The sequence below is a fragment of the Mycobacterium sp. 050272 genome, from assembly GCF_039023525.1.
Taxonomy (GTDB): Bacteria; Actinomycetota; Actinomycetes; order Mycobacteriales; family Mycobacteriaceae; genus Mycobacterium.
The window spans coordinates 1-22906 of sequence record NZ_JBCHKV010000021.1 but is presented as its reverse complement, the minus strand read 5'-3'; the positions used below and the strand labels follow the sequence as shown (position 1 = coordinate 22906).

Genomic DNA, 22906 nt, shown 5'->3' with positions numbered 1-22906 from the left:
AGTCGTTGACTACTTAGTTGTCAACGACTACTTTCGGCTGTGGTTGGTCTCGCAGTGCTGGTCCGTCCTTGCGGAAAGGAATTCGACTGCGAATCAACAGAATACGGCCCCTTCGAGGACGGGGAAGGGGTTTCCCGGTTTGCCCCCGCAGACCGGGTCGTCGGAGGCGCGATGGGTATCGACCAATCGCAAAACCGCGCAGCGGAGCGCGACTACATGCCTGCCTTGCTGGCCATGTCGATGGCGTACTGGTTGACGAAGGTGCCCGCCGGCGGATCGCCCTTGCCGCATGATCCGTCGGATTCGCCGGGCCGCTTGATCCACAAATAGGCGTCGGCATGCGCGCCGGCGGTCGAGGCGGTGGGCTGGGTGCCCAGCGCCCGGCCGCTGGGGTTGCACCAGTTGAGCTCGGAGTCGGGCGCCGGGCCGGCGCCGTTGCGCGACGTGTCGATCACGTAGTGCGATCCATTCGTGAGCCCCGAAATGGCCTCGCCATAACCGATTTCGTCTTCGGTGGTGAAGAAGTTCGCCGTGTTGACGCTGAAGCCCCGCGCGTGACCGACCCCCGCCTGGTTGAGTCGGGCGGCCATGTCCTCGGCGCTATGCCAACGCAGGTGACCCGCATCGACATACACGGCAGCATTCGGGTCGCGGGTGAACGTGTCGACGGCGTAGCGGATCAAGTCGAAACGTTCCTGGCGTGCGTCACCCGACAGGCAGTCGGCCATCGCGAGCGCATCGGGTTCGACGACGACGGCCACCCGCGAGGCGCCGATGCCGGAAGCGATGCCGTCGATCCAACCGCGGTAGTCGGCGCCCGACCCGAGACCACCCGCGGCGAAGCTGCCGCAGTCGCGGTGCGGAATCCCGTAGATCGACAAAACGGGGATGGCGCCGGCGGCATTCGCGTCGCCGACGTACTTCCCGACCGTGCCCGCCGAACCGCCCGGCACGATCCAGTAGGCCTGCGGTGTGTTGGCCACGGCGGTCAGCTGGGGACTGGGCGGGTTCGCCGCCTGCGCCGCACGCATGGCCGCCGACGTGGGGTTGACGTAGAACGGCGCACCTGCCAGCGGGTTTCCGTCGGAGACCAAGCGCATCGTCGGGGCTGGAACGGCCTGCGACGAAACGCCTAGCCAGGCGACGGTCGCGGCGGTCAGGACGGGGGCAATCCACCGCGCAAGAGCGCCAGCAGCTGAGGACATCACCTCAGGAAAGTTAGTGCCTTAAAGCGTTGCGTGCGAAACCGGGGTGGCGCCGACGAAGCACCGCCGACATTGATGAATTGACAGCTCGACGCGGGCGCACCCGCATCACATGTCGGAGCCCCTGGGGCGCAGGCTAGTCGCGGGGTAGCTGGCGAGGTGTGCCGTTCTGGGTCAGTCCCCACACGATGGTGGCGTCGCAGTCGCGGGGTTGCTGGTGGGACGGTCTGAAAAGGTAGGCGGCTGCACCGGTTCGGACTCACGACCGCTGTGGGGCACAACCTCGGGCTCGCGGCGATGTGAGAACAAGTCCGATGATGTCATGGGCAGATCCTTAAAATTTGGTTTGGTTTCGACGCAGACGTAGGTGGTCGAGACGAGGGCAATCGATCGTGGGTTGCTCACCTACACAATGACGTTTGCGGTGTAGCGGCAATACGCTCGGCTTGGCATCCAATCTACACAATAGCCAAGGACAACGTCGCGGCGTTGGACTGGCGGCGTTGATCAGCCCCGGAAATGCCGCTTGAACGTCCTTTGGTCGCGTTCTAAGCCGCGGCGTCTTCCGAGGTCCTGTGCGGCGGCCGTCTTCATCGAGTACACGCTCCCGACTTGGAGCGGGGCGGGAAGCTCCTCAACGTGCTGTGGGCTGGCGGGAAATAACCCACCAGCCCACATGCGGTAGAGCTCAGATTAGACGGCAGTCACCCCGACCGCCTGCGGGCCCTTGGAGCCCTGCTCAATACTGAACTCAACACGCTGATTGTCCTCGAGCGATTTGTAGCCGGTTCCCTTTATTTCCGTGTAATGGACGAACACATCTGCTGCGTCGCCATCCGGAGCGATAAAACCGAAGCCCTTTTCGCTGTTAAACCATTTCACAGTTCCCTGCGCCATACCATCAACTTCCCTCATTCTGAATGGATGCCGACAGGGCATCCCCGGACACAGTAGCACGAGCGATGCCTGCCAATTAACTTCAGTTGCGGGACAACGATTTTCATGTATTGCGGCCAAAGCAGAAACACGCGCCGACATTCCCCTCAGCAACGCGCGAACACAGGGCGCGGCTTCCGACGACTCTTCCGATTTAGGCTTCAATTTCGGAAACGCGTGTCGTCTTGGTTCGGCTGCTACCCACTCCGGTCGTCACGCCCAGCGATCGCGAATCGCGGAGATCAGACGGCATCGCCCGCCCTTTGCAATAACGCAAGTCGAGTAGCCGACTACTCGTGCGCAAGCCCGGTCGTCCGCCATAGCGTCATCAGCACGGCTACGAACCACACCCATTGCGACACGTACTTCTGAAAGTGGGGCCACCGTGGATCTGACCAGCACCACATTGGACGAATTGATCACGCCGGTCCGGCAGGACGACGCAGATCGGCAACCGGAGAAGGGCCTGGCGCTTTGCCTATCCGGCGGCGGCTACCGGGCGATGATCTTCCACGTCGGCGTGCTCTGGCGGCTCAACGAGGTCGGCCTGCTGCCGAAGCTCGACCGCATCTCCAGCGTCTCGGGCGGTTCGATCACCGCCGGCGTACTGGCGAAGAACTGGAAGCAGCTGACCTGGGACACCAAGCAGGTCGCCAGCAACTTCGGCGAACAGTTCGTCACGCCCGTGCGAAAGATGAGCGAAACCGCGGTCGACGTCAAAGCGGTGCTCGAAGGAATGCTGCCGTTCGGCGATTCCGCCGCCGGCCGCGTCGCGGCAGCCTATCGCAAGCACCTCTTCGGTGACACCAGCCTGCAACAACTCCCCGACAAGCCACGCTTCATCTTCAATTCGACCAACCTCGAATCCGGGGTGCTGCTGCGGTTCAGCAAGCCCTATCTCGCCGACTACCGCGTCGGCCGGATCATGAATCCCGATGTAGCGCTGGCGGTCGCGGTCGCCGCGTCGTCGGCCTTTCCTCCTGTCCTGTCGCCGTGCACGCTGCACCTCAAGGGCCAGGCCTGGATCGACGAGCAAGGCAACACACTGACCGAGCCCGGCTTCCGCGACGAAATCAAGCTGACCGACGGCGGCGTATACGACAACCTCGGTTTGGAAACCGCGTGGAAGCGATACACGTCGATCATCGTCAGTGACGCCGGCGGCGAAGTCGCCGCCGACGACGATCCCCCGACGGATCCGCTCCGGCAGACGGCTCGAGTACTCGACCTCATCCACAATCAAGCCCTTGCGATGCGCAAGCGCCAGGTGATTGGCTCGTTCAAATCCGGCCTGCGACAAGGCATGTACATCGGCATCCGTAGTCAAGTCGCGAAATACGGCGGGGCGGTGCTGCCGGCCAACCCCGACCGCACCCGAGCACTCGCCGAGGTGAAGACGCGGCTTGCGCCGCTGTCCGACGCCGACCAAGAACGACTTATCAACTGGGGCTACATCATCTGCGATGCCGGCCTGCGGACGCACATGTCCAGTGAGATCACCGATCCCGCGAAGACCGAACTGCCCTATCCGAACGAGGGGTTGACATGAACGGGGAAAACTCGATCTCGCGAAAGTTGGTCGATTACATCCTGGTTGGCGCCGGCTCGAGCCGACGACACCTGCAGGGCTCACCCATATTGGGGGATGTGTGGACCGCGTACGTGGAAGACCTGAGCAAACCCGTCGACCTGCTGATCACGTCATACAAGGGCAGCTCGTCCAATGCCCTGGCCGCCGAAATCTTCAAGCGTCTGCAAAGGATCCGTCGCGGTGTCGCCCACGGCGACGACCCGAGGGTCGCGCCGGTGCAGAACTACGTAGCCGCCCGGTTGTACTTCGACGAAGTGATCCGGGTCCTGATCCCGATGACGAAGTGGTGGCTCGATCCGAAGACTCGCAGCGAGATCGATGCGTGGATGAATTCAGCTAAGTCCGACGGCGCAGACGGATCCGACAAGATTGCCCAGACGGTTGCCGATGTGCGGGTGCTGGTCGGCGCATGGAACAAAGGTCCCCAGAACCTCGACGAATTGTTCAAGGATCCCATGGTCGGGATTCGCAGTCGGCGCACGGCGTTTGAGCGCTTCGTCGCGTTATGCGCCCTGGTCTCGATGGTGCAGCGGCCGCCCGAGGAGACGGACCGTGAGCCGATGGCGCCACCGGTGTTGACCAAAGTTCAGAAGAAGACGCAGGGTCTGCTGGTCGACACCAGCAACGACGACTTGCGCGAGCTCGTGGTCGGCCTGATCTCCACGGAGATGTCCCCGGCAGATGAGGCGAAGGTCTGGCAGATTTCGCGCAACCGACCGGCTTCCACGGCGATCATGAAGTCGGTGCCGGCCGTGAAGGCCGACGCGGCCCGCCGGCTGTTCGAACTCGACTGCAGCGGAATCAACTGGGCGGTGGTCGATTCCGGGATCGATACGCATCACACCGCGTTTGGTAAGCACCCGGTCCGCAAGACCTATGACTTCACCTACTATCGCGAGGTCGTCAACCTCAGCAATGTCGACGACGTCGTTCGCAAATGCAATCTAGAGGCGATCGAGACTGCACGGAAGGACAGCCCCCTTCCGCCGAACGCGGACCGCAAGCTCAAACAGATCGCCAAGGCCGCCTGCGAAGGTCAGCCGATGCGGTATGACCTCATCGCGGAGTTCCTCAAACTCGGCGATGACGACACACCGCCACCACCGCCGACCAGCGAACACGGCACTCATGTCGCCGGCATCATCGCGGCCGCGGTCGACGAAGCCGGCGGAAATCTCGTCACCGGCATGTGCCCGGGGATCGGTCTCTACGACTTGCGCATCATCGGATCCGACAAAGAGGACACCGAGTTGGCGGTGATTGCGGCGCTTCAGTTTGTCCGGCACACCAATGAATTGGCGGGCGACCTGCAGATCCAGGGTGTGAACATGAGCCTGTCGATCGAGCACGACGTGCGCAATTACGCATGCGGGGCAACCCCGGTCTGCATGGAGGCCGAACGACTCATCGACAGCGGCGTGGTTGTCGTCGCGGCGGCCGGCAACTTCGGCTACCAGAACATCATGGTCAACGACCAGCCGTTCAATAACTACCTCGCCTTCAGCATCACCGACCCCGGCAATGCGGAGCGCGTCATCACGGTCGGATCCACCCACCACTACAAACCTTTCACCTACGGCGTGAGCTACTTCTCCAGCCGCGGACCGACCGGTGACGGACGACCGAAACCCGACCTCGTCGCTCCCGGCGAACGCATCTATTCCCCAGTGCTGGGCAATGATTGGGGCTATCTGGACGGCACCAGCATGGCCGCACCTCACGTCAGCGGCGCCGCGGCGCTACTGATGGCGCGCTATCCAGAACTGGTCGGACGTCCCGACAAGATCAAGAAGATTCTCTGCGACACCGCGACCGATCTCGGACGAGAGCGCACCTTTCAGGGTCACGGCTTACTCGACGTCCTTCGTGCATTACAGAGTCAATGAGGTGAATTCAGATGGCCAACAGCATTTTCAGCCTCGAAATCCTGCCGGCGAAGAAAGGCGACTGCCTACTGCTTCGATACGGTCCAACGGCGCACAAGAAGCAGAAGCTGGCGTTGATCGACGGAGGCCCCAGCGGCGTCTACACCAACCACCTCGAGCCGCGGCTGAAGAAGCTGCGCGACGAAATGGGCGTGCCCGCCGGCGAGCCGATGGCGCTGGACTGGGTGATGCTCAGCCATGTGGACGACGACCACGCCAACGGACTGGTGCGGCTCACAGAGGAGCTCAGGGCGCTGGCGGTGAACCGGTTCGTCAAGCCACGGCGGCTGTTCCACAACACCTTTGACAAGATCATCGGCAATGACGCCGCCGAGCTGAAGAAAGCCACCTCCAACGGATATGGAACGGCATCGCTGACCGGGGACATCCCGGTCGACCTGGTGCCCGACGACGCGAAGGTCGACGCCGACACGTTCAACGATGCGCTGATGGTGCTCGCAGGCATCGAACAAGGCATCGACCTGGCCGGCAACGCCGAGGTGCTGCAGATACAGGTAAACGATGGAGAGGGCGGGTTGATCGTCGCCAAGGATGGCGGCACGGCGATGGACATGGGTGACGGCCTGACGTTGAACGTCATCGGACCGATGCTGCCAGAAGTCCAGGCTCTCCAAGAAGCACACCGAAAGTGGCTGGAAGAGCAGAAAAAACACCCGAAACCGCCGGCTGCCGCACTGGCCGCCTACGTCGACAAGTCGGTGCCCAATCTGTCCAGCATTGTGCTGCTCGCCGAATTCGGCGGGAAGACGATCCTGTTCACCGGCGATGCCCGCGGCGACAAGATCCTCGAGGGCATGAAACTCGTCGGACTGGGCGACAGTTTGCACGTCGATGTGTTGAAGGGCCAGCACCACGGTAGCGAAAACAACTACACGCAAGACTATTTCGAGCAAATCACCGCCGACCGCTACGTGTTCTCCGGAAACGGGCAACATGGCAATCCCGAGCGGGCAACGCTGGACATGCTGCGCAAGGCGCGCAACGTCGTCCGGCCGGAAGAGGACTACAAGATCTACCTGACCTACGAGATCGCCGACATCGACGAGCTCCGTCAAGCGGACTGGGAGATCAAGCAGCAACGGGCGAGCCGAACCCGCAATCCCCTACCTGATTGGTCACCTGCCAAGCAGGGCCTCGCAGCGTTCTTCGAGAAGTACCCCGACATGGCGGCCAGGGTCGTTCCACTCGGGGGCGATGTACCCCGACACCGCATCGATCTGCTGGGCACGCCGTAACCGGTCGGTCAGGCGGCTCGGCCGAAGTACAGCTCTTGGGTTGCGACGCAGACCATTTGCCCCGTGCGGTTGTACATCGTCGACGTCGTCAGCCCCCGGCCCGCGACACCGCTGGTCGACACCTGATCTGAGAGAACCCAGTCAGCCAAGTCGACCGGCCGGTGAAACCACAGTGCATGGTCGATGAGGGCGTTGAAGGTGCTGACCGGCGTGGCCCGCCGCATGACGAGTGCGGGCTCAACCATCGTGGTTCCGGAAAGGTAGGTCAGCAGGCAGCTGTGCAGCACCTCATCATCGGGCACAGATCCGTTGGCGCGCCACCACATTCGCAGCCGCGGCGACGACTCGGCCAAGTCGATGGCAAGGCGCGGCGGGGGGTCGACGTAGCGCAGCTCGAAGGGCCGAGGTGCGACCCAATGGCCGTTCAGTTCGTCCGCATGTGCCGCTAACTGCTGCTGCACCGGCACCAGCGATTCGGGGTCGGCGACGTCGGGCATCGGCTGCTGGTAGTCGAGCGACTCGAATGGCACATTGAAGGATGCGAGCGCTTCGAGCAGGATCTGGCCGTCCTGGCGGGCCGTGATCTTGCGGGTGGACAGCGTGCCGCCGTCGCGCGCCACGTCGACGTGCAAGTCCACCGGGTTGCGGGCATCGCCGGCTCGCACGTAGTAGACATGCACGCTGTGCGCCGCGCGGCCCGGCGCGGTGCGGCTCGCCGCCATCAGCGCCTGGGCGGCGATGTGGCCCCCCACGATGTGATGGTCCGGGTTGTCCAGCTGCGTGGCGACGAAGTGGTGGTCGTCAACGCGGGCAACGTTGAGCGTTTCGATGACATCGGCAAGGCTGGGCCAGTCGTAACTCACTCGGGGATCTTGTCATCCGCTGTCCCGGCGCAGCGCCCGGCGGTCAGGATTAGTCCTCCACGTCTGCCGTCATGGCTACCAGTACGCGCCGGAATCGCTCGACCAGCGTTTCGATCGCGGTCGCGGTGAACACGTGCGTATCGAATTCAACGCGTAGACCGATTTCGTGGCCTGGCACGGCTTGCACTGAAAGTGGGTAGTGGTTGTATTCGCGGTTGGTAAAGCCTGTTATTTGCAATCCGTCGACGGTCATCAACCCAGCAGTGTCGATGGGGTAGTTCTCGTACACGAACATGGTGTCGAATAATTGGCTGTGGCCCGCTGCATGGTGGATCTCATTCAGCGGTAAGTGTTGGTGCTCAAGAGTTTTCGTGTAGTTGCTTTGCAGCTGTGCAAGCAGGTCGGCGATGGTGGTCTGCGCGCCGATGGTCGCCCGCACTCCGACGGTGTTGATCAGCAGGCCCACCATGGATTCCGCGCCGGCCAGCTCGCTCGGCCGTCCCGACACCGCCGTGCCGAATGCCACATCGGCCTGGCCGGTCAGCTTCATCAGCAGCTGCGCCCACGCGGCCTGCAGGACGGTGCTGACGGTCGTGCGGCACGAGCGCGCCAGCTCACCCAACGCCTTGGTGGTCTCCGCGGACACCTGGAATGACGCCGTGCCGCGCGGACCGAGCGCCGACCGACCCGGCGGCCCCACCAGGCTGGGCGTGTCGAACCCGTCGAAGACCTCGCGCCAGGCTGCCGCAGCGGCCGCTCGATCCCGTTCGGACAGCCACCCGACGAAGCCGCGATAGGACGGGGCCGCCGGCAGCCGCGCGCCGTGATAGGAGGCAAAGATTTCCCGCAGCAGGATGGGCTTCGACCACCCGTCGAGAACGATGTGGTGGTTGGTGAGCACGAACCGATATCGATCGGACGCGGTGCGGATGACGGCAGCGCGGAACGGCGGTTGGCCGGCAAGGTCGCAAACCGCGACACGTTCGGCAGCACAGAGCTGCTGAACCTGTTCCTCGACGTCCGCATCGGCGGAGTTCAGCTCGACGTACTGCCAGGCCGGCACCGGATCGGCGGGGAGCACCTGCACCGGTTCGCCGAGGTCCTCGACGAAGCGAGCCACCACGTTCGGGTGGCGCGTGACCACCGCGCGCACCGCGTCACGCAAGCGCTGCGGGTCGAGGGAACCGCTCACGGTGATATCGAGCTGCACCGCGTACAGGTCGTCACTGCTCTGTGTGCTGCCGGTGAGAAACAGCAGGCCCTGCTGCAACGGGGTCAACGGCAGCACGTCGCCGAGCCGGTACTGCCGCGCCAGCTCGTCGATGTCGCGCTGGGCGAGCCGAGCCAGCGGGAAGTCGGACGGCGTCGCGCCGCCCCCTCCGCCGCGCACGTGCGCGCACATTCCCGTCAGGGCGTCGAACCAGAGATCGCTGAGCCGGCTGACCTGCTTGTCATCCAGCGCGGAGCGCGCCCAGGTCCAGTTCGCCTGCAGGGCGGGGCCGGCTTCGGTGTCCATGGTCACGGCGTTGAGCTCCACGGTGTGCGCAAGCGGCATCTCCACGGCGCCCGCGGCACCGGCCAGCACGAAGCTGTTCTCGCCGAGCCGCCACAGCCCACCGGAGAGCTCGGCCGCGCCACCCAGACGACCCAGGTAGTTGAACCCGATCCCGTGGTCGGACCAGTCCAGATCGACATCAGCGGTCACGTAGCGCAGCAGTCCGTAGGTCAGGCCGTCAGGCAGGGCCCGAAGCTGCTCTTTGGCGTCCTTGATGACGCTGCCCAGGCGATCCCCACCGGCCGCCACCTGCCCCCAGGACAGGTCACCGACCGTCAGGGCCACCGGGAATTTGGTGGTGAACCAGCCCACCGTGCGCGACAAGTCGACATGCGGAGCCAGTTCTTCCTGGCGCCCGTGACCCTCCACGTCGATGCCGATCGGGGCGCCGGTCCCCAAGAACTGCCGCCACGCCAGGCCGAACGCGATCAGCAGAACGTCTTGAACTCCGGCGTGAAACGCCGCCGGGACCTCACCGAGCAGCAAGCGGGTCGTCTCGACATCCAGCGACACCGACAATCGGCCGGCGCTGACGTAGGTGTCCTCTGGCCCTACCGGCGGCAGCGCGGCTGGGATCCCTGCCACCTGGCTCCACGCCTCGGCCTGAGCCATGACGTCTGCGCTCTGCGCATGCTCGGCCAACAGTGACGACCACCTGGCAAACGACGTCCCGGGTGCCGGCAGCGTTACCGGCTGGGCACTGTGATGCTGGGCCCAGGCAATGTTCAGGTCTTCCAATAGGATTCGCCACGACACACCATCGACGGCGAGGTGGTGGACGATCAGCGCCAACTGCTTGGTCGACTCGGCCCACACCGTACGCACCACTGCCCCGGTGTGCGGGTCCAGACGCGACCGGGCCGCGACCAGCGCGCCGGGCGACAGCTCGTCGACGGTGTCCATGCAGCCGCCGGCGTCCACCGCCCCGGCTTCGGGCACCCACAACGACCAACCGCCGGTGCTGCCATCGATGCGCAACCGCAGCGTGGCATGCCGGTTCAGCAACGCCTGCAGGAGCACCACCGCGTCGGCCTGCGTGACATCCGCCGGCGCTTGGACCACGATCGTCTGGTTGAACTGTTCGACCGGACCCTCGAGGCTCTGCAACCAGCGCATGATCGGGGTGGCGATCACCGAACCGGTGCCGTCGTCGACCACGCCACTCTCGTCGTCGGCGATCACCGTGGCGACCTGCGCGAGCCGGGCCACCGTCTGTTCGACGAAAACGTCACGCGGACGGCACATTAGGCCTGCCACGCGGGCACGGGCCACGACTTGCATCGACAGGATGCTGTCGCCGCCCAGGTCAAAGAACGAGTCATCGACACCGATCCGGTCGACGCCCAACACCTGGGCATAGATCGCGGCCAAGGCTTCCTCGATCGCGCCGGATGGAGCCCGGTAATGGTCGGCATCGCAGTATTCGGGTGCGGGCAGGGCGCGGATGTCGAGTTTGCCGTTGACCGTCAATGGCAGCACCTGCAGGACCACGACCGCGGTCGGCACCAGGTAGGTCGGCAACCGATGACCCAATTCGGTGCGGAGCTCGGCCGGGTCGGCGGTTCCGGTGATGTAGCCCACCAGCCGCTTGTCGCCGGGACGGTCCTCGCGCGCGATCACCGCCACCTGATCGACCCCGTCCAGCTCTTGCAAAGCCGCCTGGATCTCGCCGAGCTCGATGCGATACCCGCGGATCTTGACCTGCTCGTCAGCACGCCCGACGTAGCGCAACTGACCATCGGCACCCCACGACACCAGGTCCCCGGTGCGATACATGCGCGCACCGGGTTGTCCGTACGGACATGCCACAAACCGCCCCGCGCTCAGCCCCGGCCTACGCACATAGCCGGCGGCCAGTCCGGCACCGGCCACATACAGCTCGCCGACCACCCCGGCGGGCACCGGACGCAACCATGCGTCGAGCACAAAGAACGCGAGGTGCGCCAACGGCACTCCGATGGGGCTGGCGTTGCTGTCGACGTCATCGTCGGAGATCTCGCGCAACGAGGCATGCACCGTCGTTTCGGTGATGCCATACATATTGATCAAGCGCGGCAGTCCACGATGCTGTTTCACCCAGGTCTTCAGACGGTGGGGTTCGAGCGCCTCGCCACCGAACACGACCGTCTGCAACTTCAGTTGCTCTCCCAACTCCGGGGCGAGCACATCGGCCGTCTGCAAAGCGTAAAACGCCGATGGCGTCTGGCTCAACACACTAACCTGTTCACGAACCAGCAAGGCGTGCAACTCTTCTGGCGAGCGGACCACCGAGTCGGGCACCATCACCAACCGCCCGCCATACAACAGCGAACCGAAGATCTCCCACACCGAAAAGTCGAACGCCAATGAATGGCACTGCGTCCACACCTGGCCCAGCGTCAACTCGGCGTCCAGCGATGCCAGTAGCCGCGTCACGTTGCAGTGCTGCACAGCAACGCCTTTGGGCGCTCCGGTCGTTCCCGAGGTGTAGATGATGTAGGCGATGTCCTCGGCCGCCGGGGCCGACAACGCGGTATCGGGCTGGGTATGCACCGCGAGGTCGTCGATAACGACGATGGGTAGGTCTGTTCCGTCCAACCGAGGCCGCACGTCGGCGGTGGTGACCGCCGCGGCCGGCGCGGAGTCGGCCAGCACGAACTCGATCCGCGACGCGGGCACCGTCGGATCGATCGGCACGTAGGCGGCCCCGGCCTTCAGCACAGCCAGGATCGCCACCACCGCGTCGGGTGTCCGCGGAAGCAACACGGCCACCCGGGCACCCGGGCCGGCATCATGCTGTATTAGCAAGTGCGCCAGCCGATTAGAAGACTCATCTATCTCGCGATATGTCCACGAACGATCCTCGTAGCTGATCGCCACCGCCTCCGGGGCGCGGACCCTCTGAGCGGCGAACAGTTCAGGAATCGAGACAGCGGACAACTCCGGCTCGGCCAGCATCGCCCGGTTGCCCCACTCACCGAGGCGGTCATGCTCATCCCGGTTGAGCAGATCGATCGACGACAACGGCCGTGCGGAATCGGCGGTCATCGCCGTCAGCACCTTCTGCAGCCGATCGATCAGCGAGTCGATGGCCGCACGGTCGAATACGTCCGTGTCGAATTCGACGCGAAGGCTCAGTAGCCGGCCCGGCGTCGCGACCACCGACAGCGGATAGTGGTTGAACTCGCGGCTGTCGAACCCGGTGACCACCAGGTCATGAGTGCCCATCAGCGCAGCGGCGTCGATCGGATAGTTCTCGTACACGAAGAGCGTGTCGAACAGCTGATCGTGTCCGGTGGCGCGGTGGATGTCGGGTAACGCCAGGTACTCGTACTCCAGGGTGTCGTTGTGCAGGCGTTGCAGCTGGTCTAGCAGATCGGCGATGGTGGTCCTCGCGGTGCTGTTGGCGCGCGCCGGCACCGTGTTGATCATCAGTCCGACAATGGATTCCGAGTTGTTCAGCTCGCTCGGCCGACCCGAGACCGCGGTGCCGAACGCCACATCGTGCTGACCGGTCAGCCACATCAGCAGCTGCGCCCAGGCGCCCTGCAGCACCGTGTTCACGGTGGTGTGGCACGTACGGGCCAGCTCGGTCAAAGCCGCTGTGGTCTCGGCGGACACCTCGAAGGAGGCGACCTCGCGACGTCCTACTCGGCCGGGCACACCCACCAGTGTCGGGATCTCGAAATCGGCCATCGCATCGCGCCAAACCCGTTGTGCAGCAACGCGGTCCTGCCCATACAGCCAAGTCACAAAGCTGCGATACGACGGTGCCGCGGGCAGCCGCGCGCCGTAGTAGCTGCCGAACACCTCCCGCATCAGGATGGGCAGCGACCAGCCATCCGCCACGATGTGATGGATGGTGAGCACCAACCGGTAGTGGTCTGCCGCGGTACGGATCAACGCCGTCCGGAACGTCGGCTTGTCCCCCAGGTCGCAGACCGCGGCACGCTCGACCGCGCACAGTCGCTCGATCTGCTCATCGGCGTCGCCGCGAATGGGGTCCAGTTCAATTTCCTGCCAGGCCATAGCCGGGTTGGCCGGGATAACCTGCACCGGCTCACCGAAGTCTTCGCGGAACCGGGCCAACAGATTTGGATGCCGGTTGACGACCGTCTGTACGGCCTCGCGCAGGCGGTGCGCATCGAGGGCGCCGGTGACCGTGACGCCGAGCTGCACGGTGTACAGGTCGTCCAGATCCGCCGCGAAGCTGGTGTGGAACAGCAGGCCTTGCTGCACCGGGGTCAGCGGCAGCACGTCCTGGACGTCGCCGCGGGAACAGAGCTCGTCGAGCTGCTGCTGGGTGAGACGGGCGGGGGCGACGTCGGACGGAGTCAGCCCGCCCCCACCGGCTTTGACATAGGCGCAGATACCGATCAGGGCCTCAAACCACAACCTGCTCAGCCGACGGACCTGCTCGTCATCCAGCACTGAGGGCGCCCACGTCCAGCTCGCCTGTACGTGCGGCCCGGCCTCGGTGTCTATGGTGCCGGCATTGAGTTCCACTGTGTGCGCAAGTGGCAGGGGGAGCGCCGCGGCCACCCCCGCAACCGACAGACTGTCCCCGTCGATCCGCCACAGCTCGCCGGGCAGGTCGGGACCGGCACCGAGGCGGCCCAGGTAGTTGAACCCGACGACCGGCTCGGACCCGCTGAGATCAACCTCGGAGTTCAGGTAGCGCAGCAGACCATAGGTCAGCGGTTCGGGCAGGGTCCGCAGCTGCTCCTTGGCGTCCTTGACCAGCGCGCCAAGAGCGGCGGTGCCCGCGGTCACCTGGTCCCACGGCAGGCCGCCAACCGTCAACGCGACCGGGTACTTCGCGGTGAACCAGCCCACCGTCCGCGACAGGTCAACCTCGGACGACAGCTCCTCGTAACGCCCATGGCCTTCGACGTCGATACCGATCGGCGCATCGGCGCCACTGCCGAGAAACTCCGCGAGCGCCAGCCCGAAGGCGATCAGCAATATGTCGCCGATCCCGGTGCGAAACGCCGCCGGCACCTCGCCCAGCAGCAGGCGCGTTGTCTCGACGTCCAGCGAGTCCGACAACTGGCCGGCGGTCTGATAGGTATCCGTAGGTTGCACGGCCGGCAGCGCGGCCGGTATCGCCGCCACCTGCCGCCACGCCTGCGCCTGCGCCGCTATCTCGGCCCGGTGTGCATGCCCGGCCAGCAGCTCCGACCACCGTGCGAACGACGTGCCGCCGGACGGCAATGTTACGGGCTGGCCGGCATGATGCTGTGCCCAAGCAATATTGAAGTCCTCCAACAGGATTCGCCACGACACCCCGTCGATGGCCAGGTGGTGGATGAGCAATGCCAGCTGGCCGGTAGCAGCCGCCCATACCGCGCTCAGCATCAGTCCGGCCGACGGGTTCAACCAGGAGCGTGCCCGCACCAGCGCCTCTTCCGACAGCACGTCGACGGTATGCAGGCAGGCGCGGGCATCGACCGCCCCGGCGTCGGGTGCCTCGAGCGACCAGTTGCCGGCGCCGTCATCGTCGATGCGCAGGCGCAAGGTGGCATGCCGATCGAGCAGCGCTTGCAACACGACCACCACGTCGGCGTCGGTCACCCCGGGCGGGGCGGAAACCACGACGGTCTGGTTGAACTCGTCGATCGGGCCCGCGATGTCGTGCAGCGCGCGGATGATCGGGGTGGCCACCACCGGACCAACGCCCTCGTCGGTGACGCGGGCCTCGCCGTCGGCCAGCGTCGCGACCCGGGCAAGTCGCCTTACCGTCTGTTCGACGAAAACATCACGCGGCCGGCACATCACCCCGGCCGCCCGCGCGCGGGTCACCACCTGCATCGACATGATGCTGTCGCCGCCCAGGTCGAAGAACGAGTCATCGACGCCGACGCGCTCAACCCCGAGAACCTGGGCGAAGATATCGGCCAGCATTCCTTCCACCGCACCGGCCGGGGCGCGGTACTCACCGACGGCGAATTCGGGTGCGGGCAAGGCGCGTTTGTCGAGTTTTCCATTGACCGTCAACGGAATTGCGGGCAACACCACAACCGCGGCGGGCACCATGTAGGCCGGGAGCCGCCCCGCCAGCGCGGTGCGAATCTCGGTCGGGTCCGCGGTGCCGGTGATGTAACCGACCAGCCGCTTGTTGCCGGGGCGGTCCTCGCGCGCGATCACCGCCGCCTGGTCCACTCCGTCCAGCGCGGCCAGGGCGACCTGGATTTCACCGAGTTCGATGCGGTACCCGCGAATCTTGACCTGCTCGTCGGCGCGGCCCAGATGCCGCAGCTGCCCGTCGGCGCCCCAGGACACCAGGTCGCCGGTGCGATACATGCGTGTCCCCGGCGCCCCGAAGGGACACGCCACAAAGCGCGCGGCGGTCAGGCCGGCGCGCCGCACATATCCGAGGCCGACGCCGCGCCCGGCCAGGTAAAGGTCGCCGACCACCCCGGCCGGAACCGGCTGCAACCACTTGTCCAGCACGAACATCGCCGCCCCCGGTATCGGCGACCCGATCGGCACCAGACCCTGACCCGGCGCCAGCGGCGTACTCATGGACGCACACACTGTCGCCTCGGTCGGACCGTAGGCATTGATCATCACCCGCCCGGGTGCCGCCCACCGATCCACCACGTCGGTCGGGCAGGCCTCGCCGCCCACCACCAACACCGTCGACTCCAGCCCCTCCGGTGACAGCAGCGCCACCGACGACGGAATCTGAGCCAGCACGCTGACCTGCTCCGCGACCAGCAACGCGTGCAGATCGTCCGGGGAACCTGTCACCGATTCGGGCACCACCAGCAGCCGCCTGCCCCGCAGTAGCGCACCCCAGATATCCCACACCGACAGGTCGAAGGCCGAGGAGTAGCACTGCGCCCACACCCCACCCGGCGGCAGATGTTCGTCGAGCGCCTCGATCAGCCACGTGACGTTGTGATGGGTGATGGCAACACCTTTGGGTGTCCCGCTGGTGCCGGAGGTGTAGATGACGTACGCGACGTTTTCGGGCGCGGGCGTCGGAAGCGGGGTGCCGGGCTGGGCCTCGACGGCGGGATCGTGCGCGTCGATGACCAGCAGGCCGGAATCGTGCAGTCGCGAGCGCAGCTCGGCCGTGGTGATCAGCGCGCTTGGAGCGGCATCGGTGAGCATGAACTCGACCCGCGCCGACGCATGCCCGGGGTCGACCGGCAGATAGGCTGCCCCGCTCTTGAGCACCGCCAGCATCGCCACGATCGCGTCGGCACACCGGGGAAACAGCAGGGCCACACACTGTCCCGGGCCAATTCCATGACGGGCCAGTAGATGCGCCATCCGGTTAGCGGCTTCGTCGAGTTCCCGATACGTCACGGAACGGCCGTCGTAGGTCACCGCTACGGCCTCGGGGATACGTGCCACGTGCTCGGCGAACACCGACGGAATCGACCCCGTCGCGGTCACCGGCTGGGTGAGCGCCGCGCGATGCGCCCACTCGTCGAGCCGGCCCTTGTCATCCTGGTCCAGGATGTCGAGCGCCGAGATCGGCCGCTGCGGCTCGGCGGCCATCTCGATCAGCACCTGCTCCAGACGCGCCGCGAGGTAGGCGACGTCGAAGCTTGAATACGGCTGCCCGAGGCCCGCCGTGCTGAGCGACAGAAAGTCGCTTGCCCCAATGAAGAAGAGCCCGAAGTGCTCCGCGGGCCCGTTGGCGGTATAGGTCGCGGTTGCCGGAGCGCCATCGAGCTCCAAGGTCAATCGGGACGGGATGAAATTGATACCCACCCGGTTCGCCGGCTGTCTGAGGCTGTGGAGGTTGCCTTCACCGTCGAGCTGGTGCACCGGAAAACGCTGATGTTTCAACAATTCCCGGATCTGGACGTCAACGTGCTGACAGAATTCGGCGACCGTTGTCTGTGGTGACGTCTGCAAGACCAGCGGCACCACACCGGCGAGCATCCCGGGCAGCGTCTTGGACTCGGGACGCACCCGCCGGCTGACCGGGAAATCCAGCGCCACCTCCGAAGCACTGCCCGACCACGAGTGCACCACGAGCGCGGACGCCGCCGCGATGACCGAATAGCGGCGGATGCGCAGCTTTTTGGCCAGCTCTCGCATCCGGCCGACGGCGGTCGCATCGAACTGAACCGACGCCGACGGCGAACATGGATCGCGGTCGGCGTCAATGTGACCGATCTGGTAGTCCTGGCCGCTCTCGGGGGGAAGGTTCTTGGACCAGTAGTCCTTGTCTTCGAGGTAGTCGTTGCATGCTTCGTATCCCGACTCGAGATCAATCAGATCCTGTGCCGACCCGAAAAATGCTGGGGGAATTGGCTTTCCAGCGGCCATCGCCGAGTAGACGGTCGCCACCCGACGCGACATCAGCGCCATGCCCAGACCGTCCAGAACAATGTGGTGACAGCAACCGAACAAATAGAATTCATCGCGCTGCGTCTGGAACAGGACGAATTTGAGCAGTTGGCCGTTCAGCGCCATCGGTGTGCGCTGGATGGCCGAAGCCATCCGCCGGACTTCGGCTACCGGATCGGGAGCGCCGACCAGATCATGAAACTCGAGCTCGACATGCGGGTCCTCGATCGGTCTTTGGACCACTCGGCCTTCGATCTCGAAGAATGAGACCCTGCTCGGTTCGGCCTCCGCCACCGTCTGGCGGATCGCTCGCTCCAGGAGAGCACGGTCTATCGTGCCGTCGATCTTCACTAACAAACCAAGTTGCCAGTCCGTGCCAGCACCGCCGGACTCCTGAGAGAGCCAGATGTCCAGTTGTCCACGGGTCAGCGGCAGCGCGAGGCCATCACGTCCCATCGACTCCCCCAAGACTTGGCCCACTCGCCCCCATACCCCGAGTGACTGATGATCAAAATCCTGCCTCGCCGCCGGCCTGTCGCGCAGAGCTTCGGCCAAATGTCCGGTCATTCTGTCGGAAATGGCTGCGACGCCAACGTATCCACATAGACCATCCGGCACGGGCTCAAACCCGGGCGAAAGCCGAAGACCGTTCCTTGATCTTGACTTAGACGCAGACTACCCGTTCTGATCGCCGACCTGCGGATCCGCCGGTCAAACCGGAAGTAACGAATTTACTGGGACGGGGTCGGGCTTCGACACCGCGTCGCCGCGTATCGGCTCATTCGCCCACGCGCGGCGCAGCCCTGGACTAAGCTCGGATTGGATTCGGGGGATTCACGGTATGCGACGCAGCTGATCTCGGGCAATCAAGGCTAGCGCAGGCGCCGTAGGACGCGGCGTGGGGTGTCGCCGCTGGGAGGGGCGCGTCGATGAACCGACGGTCGGACTATGTCTTCACCGAGCTCAGCCGGCACACGGATGACTGGGTCCCGGTGATACAAAACTATCTCGACTTCCTTGTCGAAGGCGACGGCCGCAAAGCGCATTGCCCATTTACCGAGACGATGCTGATTAAGCGCCAGTTCTACTACGACACAAGCGATCTGCTTCTAGACGAAGAGGAATTCTTCCGCGCGATAGCGGAGTTGCGGGAGTTTCACGCTCTACATTCTGATCGCTATTTGGTCGTCGGGGTGGCATATCAGAACCGAGACAACTTCTTCGAAGCGATCGCCGCCAATGGCGAAGTGTGGCGGCAAGCACTGCGACTCGACCTGATAGCCGCTGGGCGGACGATCGCCTGGACACATCCGAAAAATCCGATCGGCACCCATACGGATCGGGACAAACCCGCTGATCCGCTATGGGTGAGCGATATACCGCTTCTTATGCTGAGAAACCTCGACAGGGGCGATGAGCCGTTCATGGTGAACGCTGAGTCCAAGCGGGCTTTCGTGCTGGGCATGAGGTATCACGAGACGATACCGATCGCGGTAAGCCCCACGATAAATCCACAGCTCGAAACGCATTACAAGGTGAACGCGCTGGTGCAACTCATGAATCATGTCCGGCTGTCCACCGTCAGATCGGTATCAGCCGATTTGGACGGCGAACTCACCACCGTATTGAAAAGCGGGAAAACGTATGCGCATACGTGGAAACCCGAACTCGTGGGATCGGAGGTCGCTGAACATGCCTGATCTGCCGAGAACCCGGATATGTCGAAAGCTTCGTCTCGAGTAGCGCTTTCAGACGAGTAAACCGCGAATATCCGGCGACATCGCAACTCCCAGGGCAGGAGGGAGACGCGAGGTCTGCGACCCAACAAGATTGAAAACGCACCTCCCTGCGTGAGCGAGTGCATTCTCACGCAGGGAAGTGCGGTGACCCGATTTTCCGTTTCGCGCCAACACGCCCGAGTTGTTTCATCCGCAAACAGGTGCCGACCGACTATTGCAGGCACGGTCGAAAAAGGTGGTGCCACATGGTTTTCGATTCAGGGCCTCGGCCCGAGGTTTCCGGCCGGCGGTCGGCGTGACAACGACCGAAATGCCCGCCACCCAAAAACCATTGAGCGCCAACGGCGCATCGGCCGCGATCCCGCGAGGCTTCCCCCCGCCCAAGTTCACGCGGCCGACCATTGCGACCCCGACCGTGTTGCTCTGGCTTGGGTCCCTGGCTACCTGGTGTGTGGCGACGACCGCGGTTCTTTGCGGGGTGAGTCCGTGGTGGTTGATGGTCACCGTCGTCGTTCAGAGTCTCGTAACGTTTTCCATGTTTACCGTGTTGCACGAATCGATACACCACATCGTCGGGCGGCCAAACTGGGTCAACCAGGTCTTCGGTCGCTTGTCGATGCCATTCGTTTCGTTGTTCGGAACATATCCAGTGCTGAAACACATCCATCTCGCCCACCACCGCAACACAAACGAAAGTGCTCAGGACGACCCGGACGCGTGGAGTATCGCCGGCCCGCGTTGGCAGCTGCCGTTGCGCTGGTTGACGATCGATGCCTGGTATTGCTGGTTTTATCTGGCGCGCCTGCGGCAGCGCCCGCGCAAGGAGACGCTGGGGTATGCCGTGAATGTCACTGTCTCGCTTACCCTGATCACCACCCTGGTCATTCTCGGCTATGGCCGAGAGCTGGTGCTGGTCTATTTCATTCCACAGCGGATCGGCATGGGCATTCTTGCGTGGTGGTTCGACTGGCTGCCTCACCACGATCTCGTCACGACAAAGACAAACCGCTTCCGCGCCACCCGCGTTCGGATCGGTTGGGAGCGGGTGATGTGTCTGCTGCTGCTGTATCAGAACTATCACCTCGTCCATCACATCCATGCGGCGATCCCGTTCTACCTGTACGTCAAGGCCTGGAGGGCGACGGAAGCGGGCTATCTGGACCGAAACGTTCCGATCACCACCGCCTGGGGGCGGGACTTAACACCATCGGAGTACCGAGCGCGCCGCGAGACCAGTGCCCAGCCAGGCAACATGCGGTCGATTTCCTAGGTTTGCAACCGATTTGAGTCCCCTCGCCGGACGGCATCCTCGAAGAGGTCGGCGGCCATAGCGGCGCTTTCGGAGGGCGTCGTCAACCGGTCGGCAAGCTCGCGGGCCCGGGTGGCGCAAGCCGGGGTCAGAATGAGGCGCATATCCGCGACCAAGGAATCAGCACTGGTCGCCGAAAAGCGCCGAGCACTACCCACTTTGAGCCGTTTGATCTGAGCGCCCCAGTACGGCTGATCTGCCGAGCTCCACAAGATCAGGGTAGGAACTCCGGCGCGCAAGCTGGCGGCCGTCGTGCCAGATCCCCCGTGGTGCACGACTGCGCGACACCTGGGGAAGATGGCCGCGTAGTTCGCTGCGCTGATCAGCTTGACGTGATCGGGGTGAGGGACACCGGCGAAGTCGGTTCCGCCAAAACAGATCAGCGCCCGCTCACCCAACTCAGCGCACGCTGAACTGATCAATTCGACAGTGGCGGAGGGCGATTTGACCGGGATGCTGCCGAATGCGAAGCATACGGGTGGCGTCCCGGCTGCGATCCACGCTGCGACATCCTCGTCGGCTTCGGTCGTCAGTTCCATCGTCAGGGCGCCCACGAATGGGCGCCGGTCGCCCCATTTTGCCCATTCGGCGGCCAGGCCGGTGAACAGCAGGCCGTCGTAGGCCTGAATTTCCAATGGTTTTCGTTCGGCGATTCGCTGCTCATACCGACGTGTTGGCTTCGGCAAGCCCAGTCGGGAACGCTGCGTGCCCTCCACTTTCTTGGTCGAGCACCAGAACAGCCACTCCATCGTCTTCATCACCATGCGGAACAACGGCGCGGGTAATGACGGGACGAGTTGACCGTTGGCCCGCATGGGAAAGTGGTGCAGCGCGGCCAGTGGGATGCCGTAATGCTCAGCGACATTAGCGGCGGCCTGCTCGAAGTTCAGGCCGGTAGACAGCAAGTCCGCACCGTCAGCCAGCGACAGCAGCGTGCTGCCTACGACGTTCCAGTACCGGATTATCGGGTCCCATCCACCGCGGATTGCCTTGACCGGAGTTCGGAAAACGTCTCGCCACATGTTGCGCAGGAACTCGTCGTCGTAGAATTCCCGCACCTGCGGACCGTACGGGACCGCGGTAATCCCCACTGATTCAACGAAACCGACGAGTTCGGGCGGTACGGCCATGAGAACGTCGTGGCCCCTAAGCAGCAATTCGCGGCCGACCGCGGCGGACGGCTCGATGTCGCCACGAGTTCCATAACATGCCAGGGCAAACTTCAAGACCGGTCCCTCCCCTTCACCGATGCCGTCTGTCGGCGATGAGGAAGATGCTAGCGAAGCACGTCCCCGGAAAATCCGGCAGCACGTGCTGGTGCCCGCTGTTTCAGCAGGAAGCTGTGTGGCATCCCGCCATTCGGGCTAGATTTGTTGTTCTGCAGTCATATTCGCAGACGCGGCACCCGCTTGGCTAGGGCGATGGCAAGTCGCGGCGGGGAGTCGACGTAACGGGCGGTTGGTGTTCATGGACTGTCGGCGCCGGGGAACAGTTCGGCGATCAGTGCGTGGACGTGTTGAGCGATAGCGTCGCGGATGGCGCGAACGATTTCGGCGGGCTGGCCTGCTGGGTCGTCGAGCTTCCAGTCGCGGTAGGCGATTCCGGGAAGGTGGGGGCCGAGGTCACCGCAGCCCATGGTGATCACGATGTCGCTGGTCCGCACGAGTTCGGGGGTGACGAGCTGGGGGGTTGCGTCGGCGATGTCGATGCCGAGTTCAGCCATGGCCGCGATGGCGCCGGGGTTGATCGTGTAGGCGCGTTCGGTTCCAGCTGAGCGAACCTCTACGCGATCGCCGGCGAAGTGGGTGAGTAATGCGGAGGCCATTTGCGAACGACCGGTGTTGTGCACACAGACGAACAAGACGCTAGGTTTGGCACTCAAAGCTCTGCGCTCCCCGAGAAAATCAGCCCAGCGCTAGCCGCTCCTGGGCCATCGACATTCTACGCCTCGACCAGCAGAAATAGCTCCGCCGGCGAATTTCGCACTCACGGCGCCCCGTGCCGCTCTCAAACCACGTGCCCGGCGTTTCCGTTGTGCGCTCATTGCTGCGCGTTACGCCAGGCGAGCATCTGGTTGAGGACGGAGAAGTCGTAACCCGCATCGATCGGGTGATTTCGGTGCTGAACGTAGTCGCCTGTCTGTCGACGTTCATGGAATTCCCCATGTTGAGCCGGTTCTCGTTCACGTAATTCCCCAGGGTCGCGTTCACGTAATTCCCCACCGGGAAGGTGGGC

At 64.2% G+C, this 22906-nt stretch carries 11 protein-coding genes and 1 pseudogene; 5 read left to right on the top strand and 7 right to left on the bottom strand.

The genetic code is table 11. The features are described 5' to 3' along the window. Positions 1–212: 212 nt before the first annotated feature. Positions 213–1208 (bottom strand): glycoside hydrolase family 6 protein, encoded by a 996-nt coding sequence (locus AAHS21_RS27680; protein WP_342930712.1) that lies wholly within the window; start codon positions 1206–1208, stop codon positions 213–215. 690 nt (positions 1209–1898) lie between these two features. Then, on the bottom strand, positions 1899–2102 hold the full coding sequence (locus tag AAHS21_RS27675; protein ID WP_342930772.1) for a cold-shock protein: 204 nt from the start codon (positions 2100–2102) through the stop codon (positions 1899–1901). 424 nt (positions 2103–2526) lie between these two features. Here AAHS21_RS27675 and AAHS21_RS27670 point away from each other — a divergent pair, with 424 nt between their 5' ends. The 3 genes from AAHS21_RS27670 to AAHS21_RS27660 are packed head-to-tail and all read left to right on the top strand — an operon-like array spanning position 2527 to position 6913. Continuing rightward, entirely contained in the window at positions 2527–3690 is a 1164-nt protein-coding gene (locus AAHS21_RS27670; protein ID WP_342930711.1) for a patatin-like phospholipase family protein, read from the top strand. Beyond that, positions 3687–5618, top strand: coding sequence for a S8 family peptidase (locus AAHS21_RS27665; RefSeq protein ID WP_342930710.1), 1932 nt, complete (start codon positions 3687–3689; stop codon positions 5616–5618). The genes AAHS21_RS27670 and AAHS21_RS27665 overlap by 4 nt, the downstream gene beginning before the upstream one ends. A gap of 11 nt (positions 5619–5629) precedes the next feature. Next, positions 5630–6913, top strand: a complete 1284-nt coding sequence (locus tag AAHS21_RS27660; RefSeq protein ID WP_342930709.1) for a hypothetical protein — start codon at positions 5630–5632, stop codon at positions 6911–6913. Positions 6914–6921: 8 nt separating this feature from the next. Here AAHS21_RS27660 and AAHS21_RS27655 read toward each other — a convergent pair whose 3' ends face one another. Both AAHS21_RS27655 and AAHS21_RS27650 read right to left on the bottom strand, forming a co-directional pair. Continuing rightward, positions 6922–7776 (bottom strand): acyl-CoA thioesterase domain-containing protein, encoded by an 855-nt coding sequence (locus AAHS21_RS27655; RefSeq protein WP_342930708.1) that lies wholly within the window; start codon positions 7774–7776, stop codon positions 6922–6924. Between the two features lie 49 nt (positions 7777–7825). Next, on the bottom strand, positions 7826–18079 hold the full coding sequence (locus AAHS21_RS27650) for an amino acid adenylation domain-containing protein (protein ID WP_342930707.1): 10254 nt from the start codon (positions 18077–18079) through the stop codon (positions 7826–7828). A 473-nt stretch (positions 18080–18552) separates the two neighbouring features. Here AAHS21_RS27650 and AAHS21_RS27645 point away from each other — a divergent pair, with 473 nt between their 5' ends. Together AAHS21_RS27645 and AAHS21_RS27640 are read left to right on the top strand one after the other, a co-directional pair. Beyond that, complete coding sequence (locus AAHS21_RS27645) at positions 18553–19323, top strand: 1-aminocyclopropane-1-carboxylate synthase (RefSeq protein WP_342930706.1); 771 nt, start codon at positions 18553–18555, stop codon at positions 19321–19323. A gap of 349 nt (positions 19324–19672) precedes the next feature. Beyond that, the gene (locus AAHS21_RS27640; RefSeq protein ID WP_342930705.1) at positions 19673–20632 is read left to right on the top strand and encodes a fatty acid desaturase; all 960 of its coding nucleotides are present in this window, start codon (positions 19673–19675) and stop codon (positions 20630–20632) included. Here the strand turns inward: AAHS21_RS27640 and AAHS21_RS27635 are convergent. The 3 genes and pseudogenes from AAHS21_RS27635 to AAHS21_RS27625 form a co-directional block, all read right to left on the bottom strand. Next, positions 20629–21897, bottom strand: a complete 1269-nt coding sequence (locus AAHS21_RS27635) for a glycosyltransferase (protein WP_342930704.1) — start codon at positions 21895–21897, stop codon at positions 20629–20631. The two genes, AAHS21_RS27640 and AAHS21_RS27635, sit on opposite strands and share 4 nt — an antisense overlap. A 239-nt stretch (positions 21898–22136) precedes the next feature. Continuing rightward, positions 22137–22547: pseudogene (locus AAHS21_RS27630) on the bottom strand (arsenate reductase ArsC); the annotation flags it as partial. Between the two features lie 164 nt (positions 22548–22711). Beyond that, positions 22712–22906 (bottom strand): hypothetical protein (locus AAHS21_RS27625; RefSeq protein ID WP_342930703.1); only part of this gene is annotated, 195 nt, incomplete at its 5' end.

Bases quoted from the DNA above. Each gene is read 5' to 3' on its own strand.
- AAHS21_RS27675 (WP_342930772.1), bottom strand. From the start codon at position 2,102: ATGGCGCAGGGAACTGTGAAATGGTTTAACAGCGAAAAGGGCTTCGGT.
- AAHS21_RS27665 (WP_342930710.1), top strand. From the start codon at position 3,687: ATGAACGGGGAAAACTCGATCTCGCGAAAGTTGGTCGATTACATCCTG.
- AAHS21_RS27660 (WP_342930709.1), top strand. From the start codon at position 5,630: ATGGCCAACAGCATTTTCAGCCTCGAAATCCTGCCGGCGAAGAAAGGC.
- AAHS21_RS27650 (WP_342930707.1), bottom strand. From the start codon at position 18,079: ATGGGACGTGATGGCCTCGCGCTGCCGCTGACCCGTGGACAACTGGAC.
- AAHS21_RS27645 (WP_342930706.1), top strand. From the start codon at position 18,553: ATGAACCGACGGTCGGACTATGTCTTCACCGAGCTCAGCCGGCACACG.
- AAHS21_RS27640 (WP_342930705.1), top strand. From the start codon at position 19,673: ATGCCCGCCACCCAAAAACCATTGAGCGCCAACGGCGCATCGGCCGCG.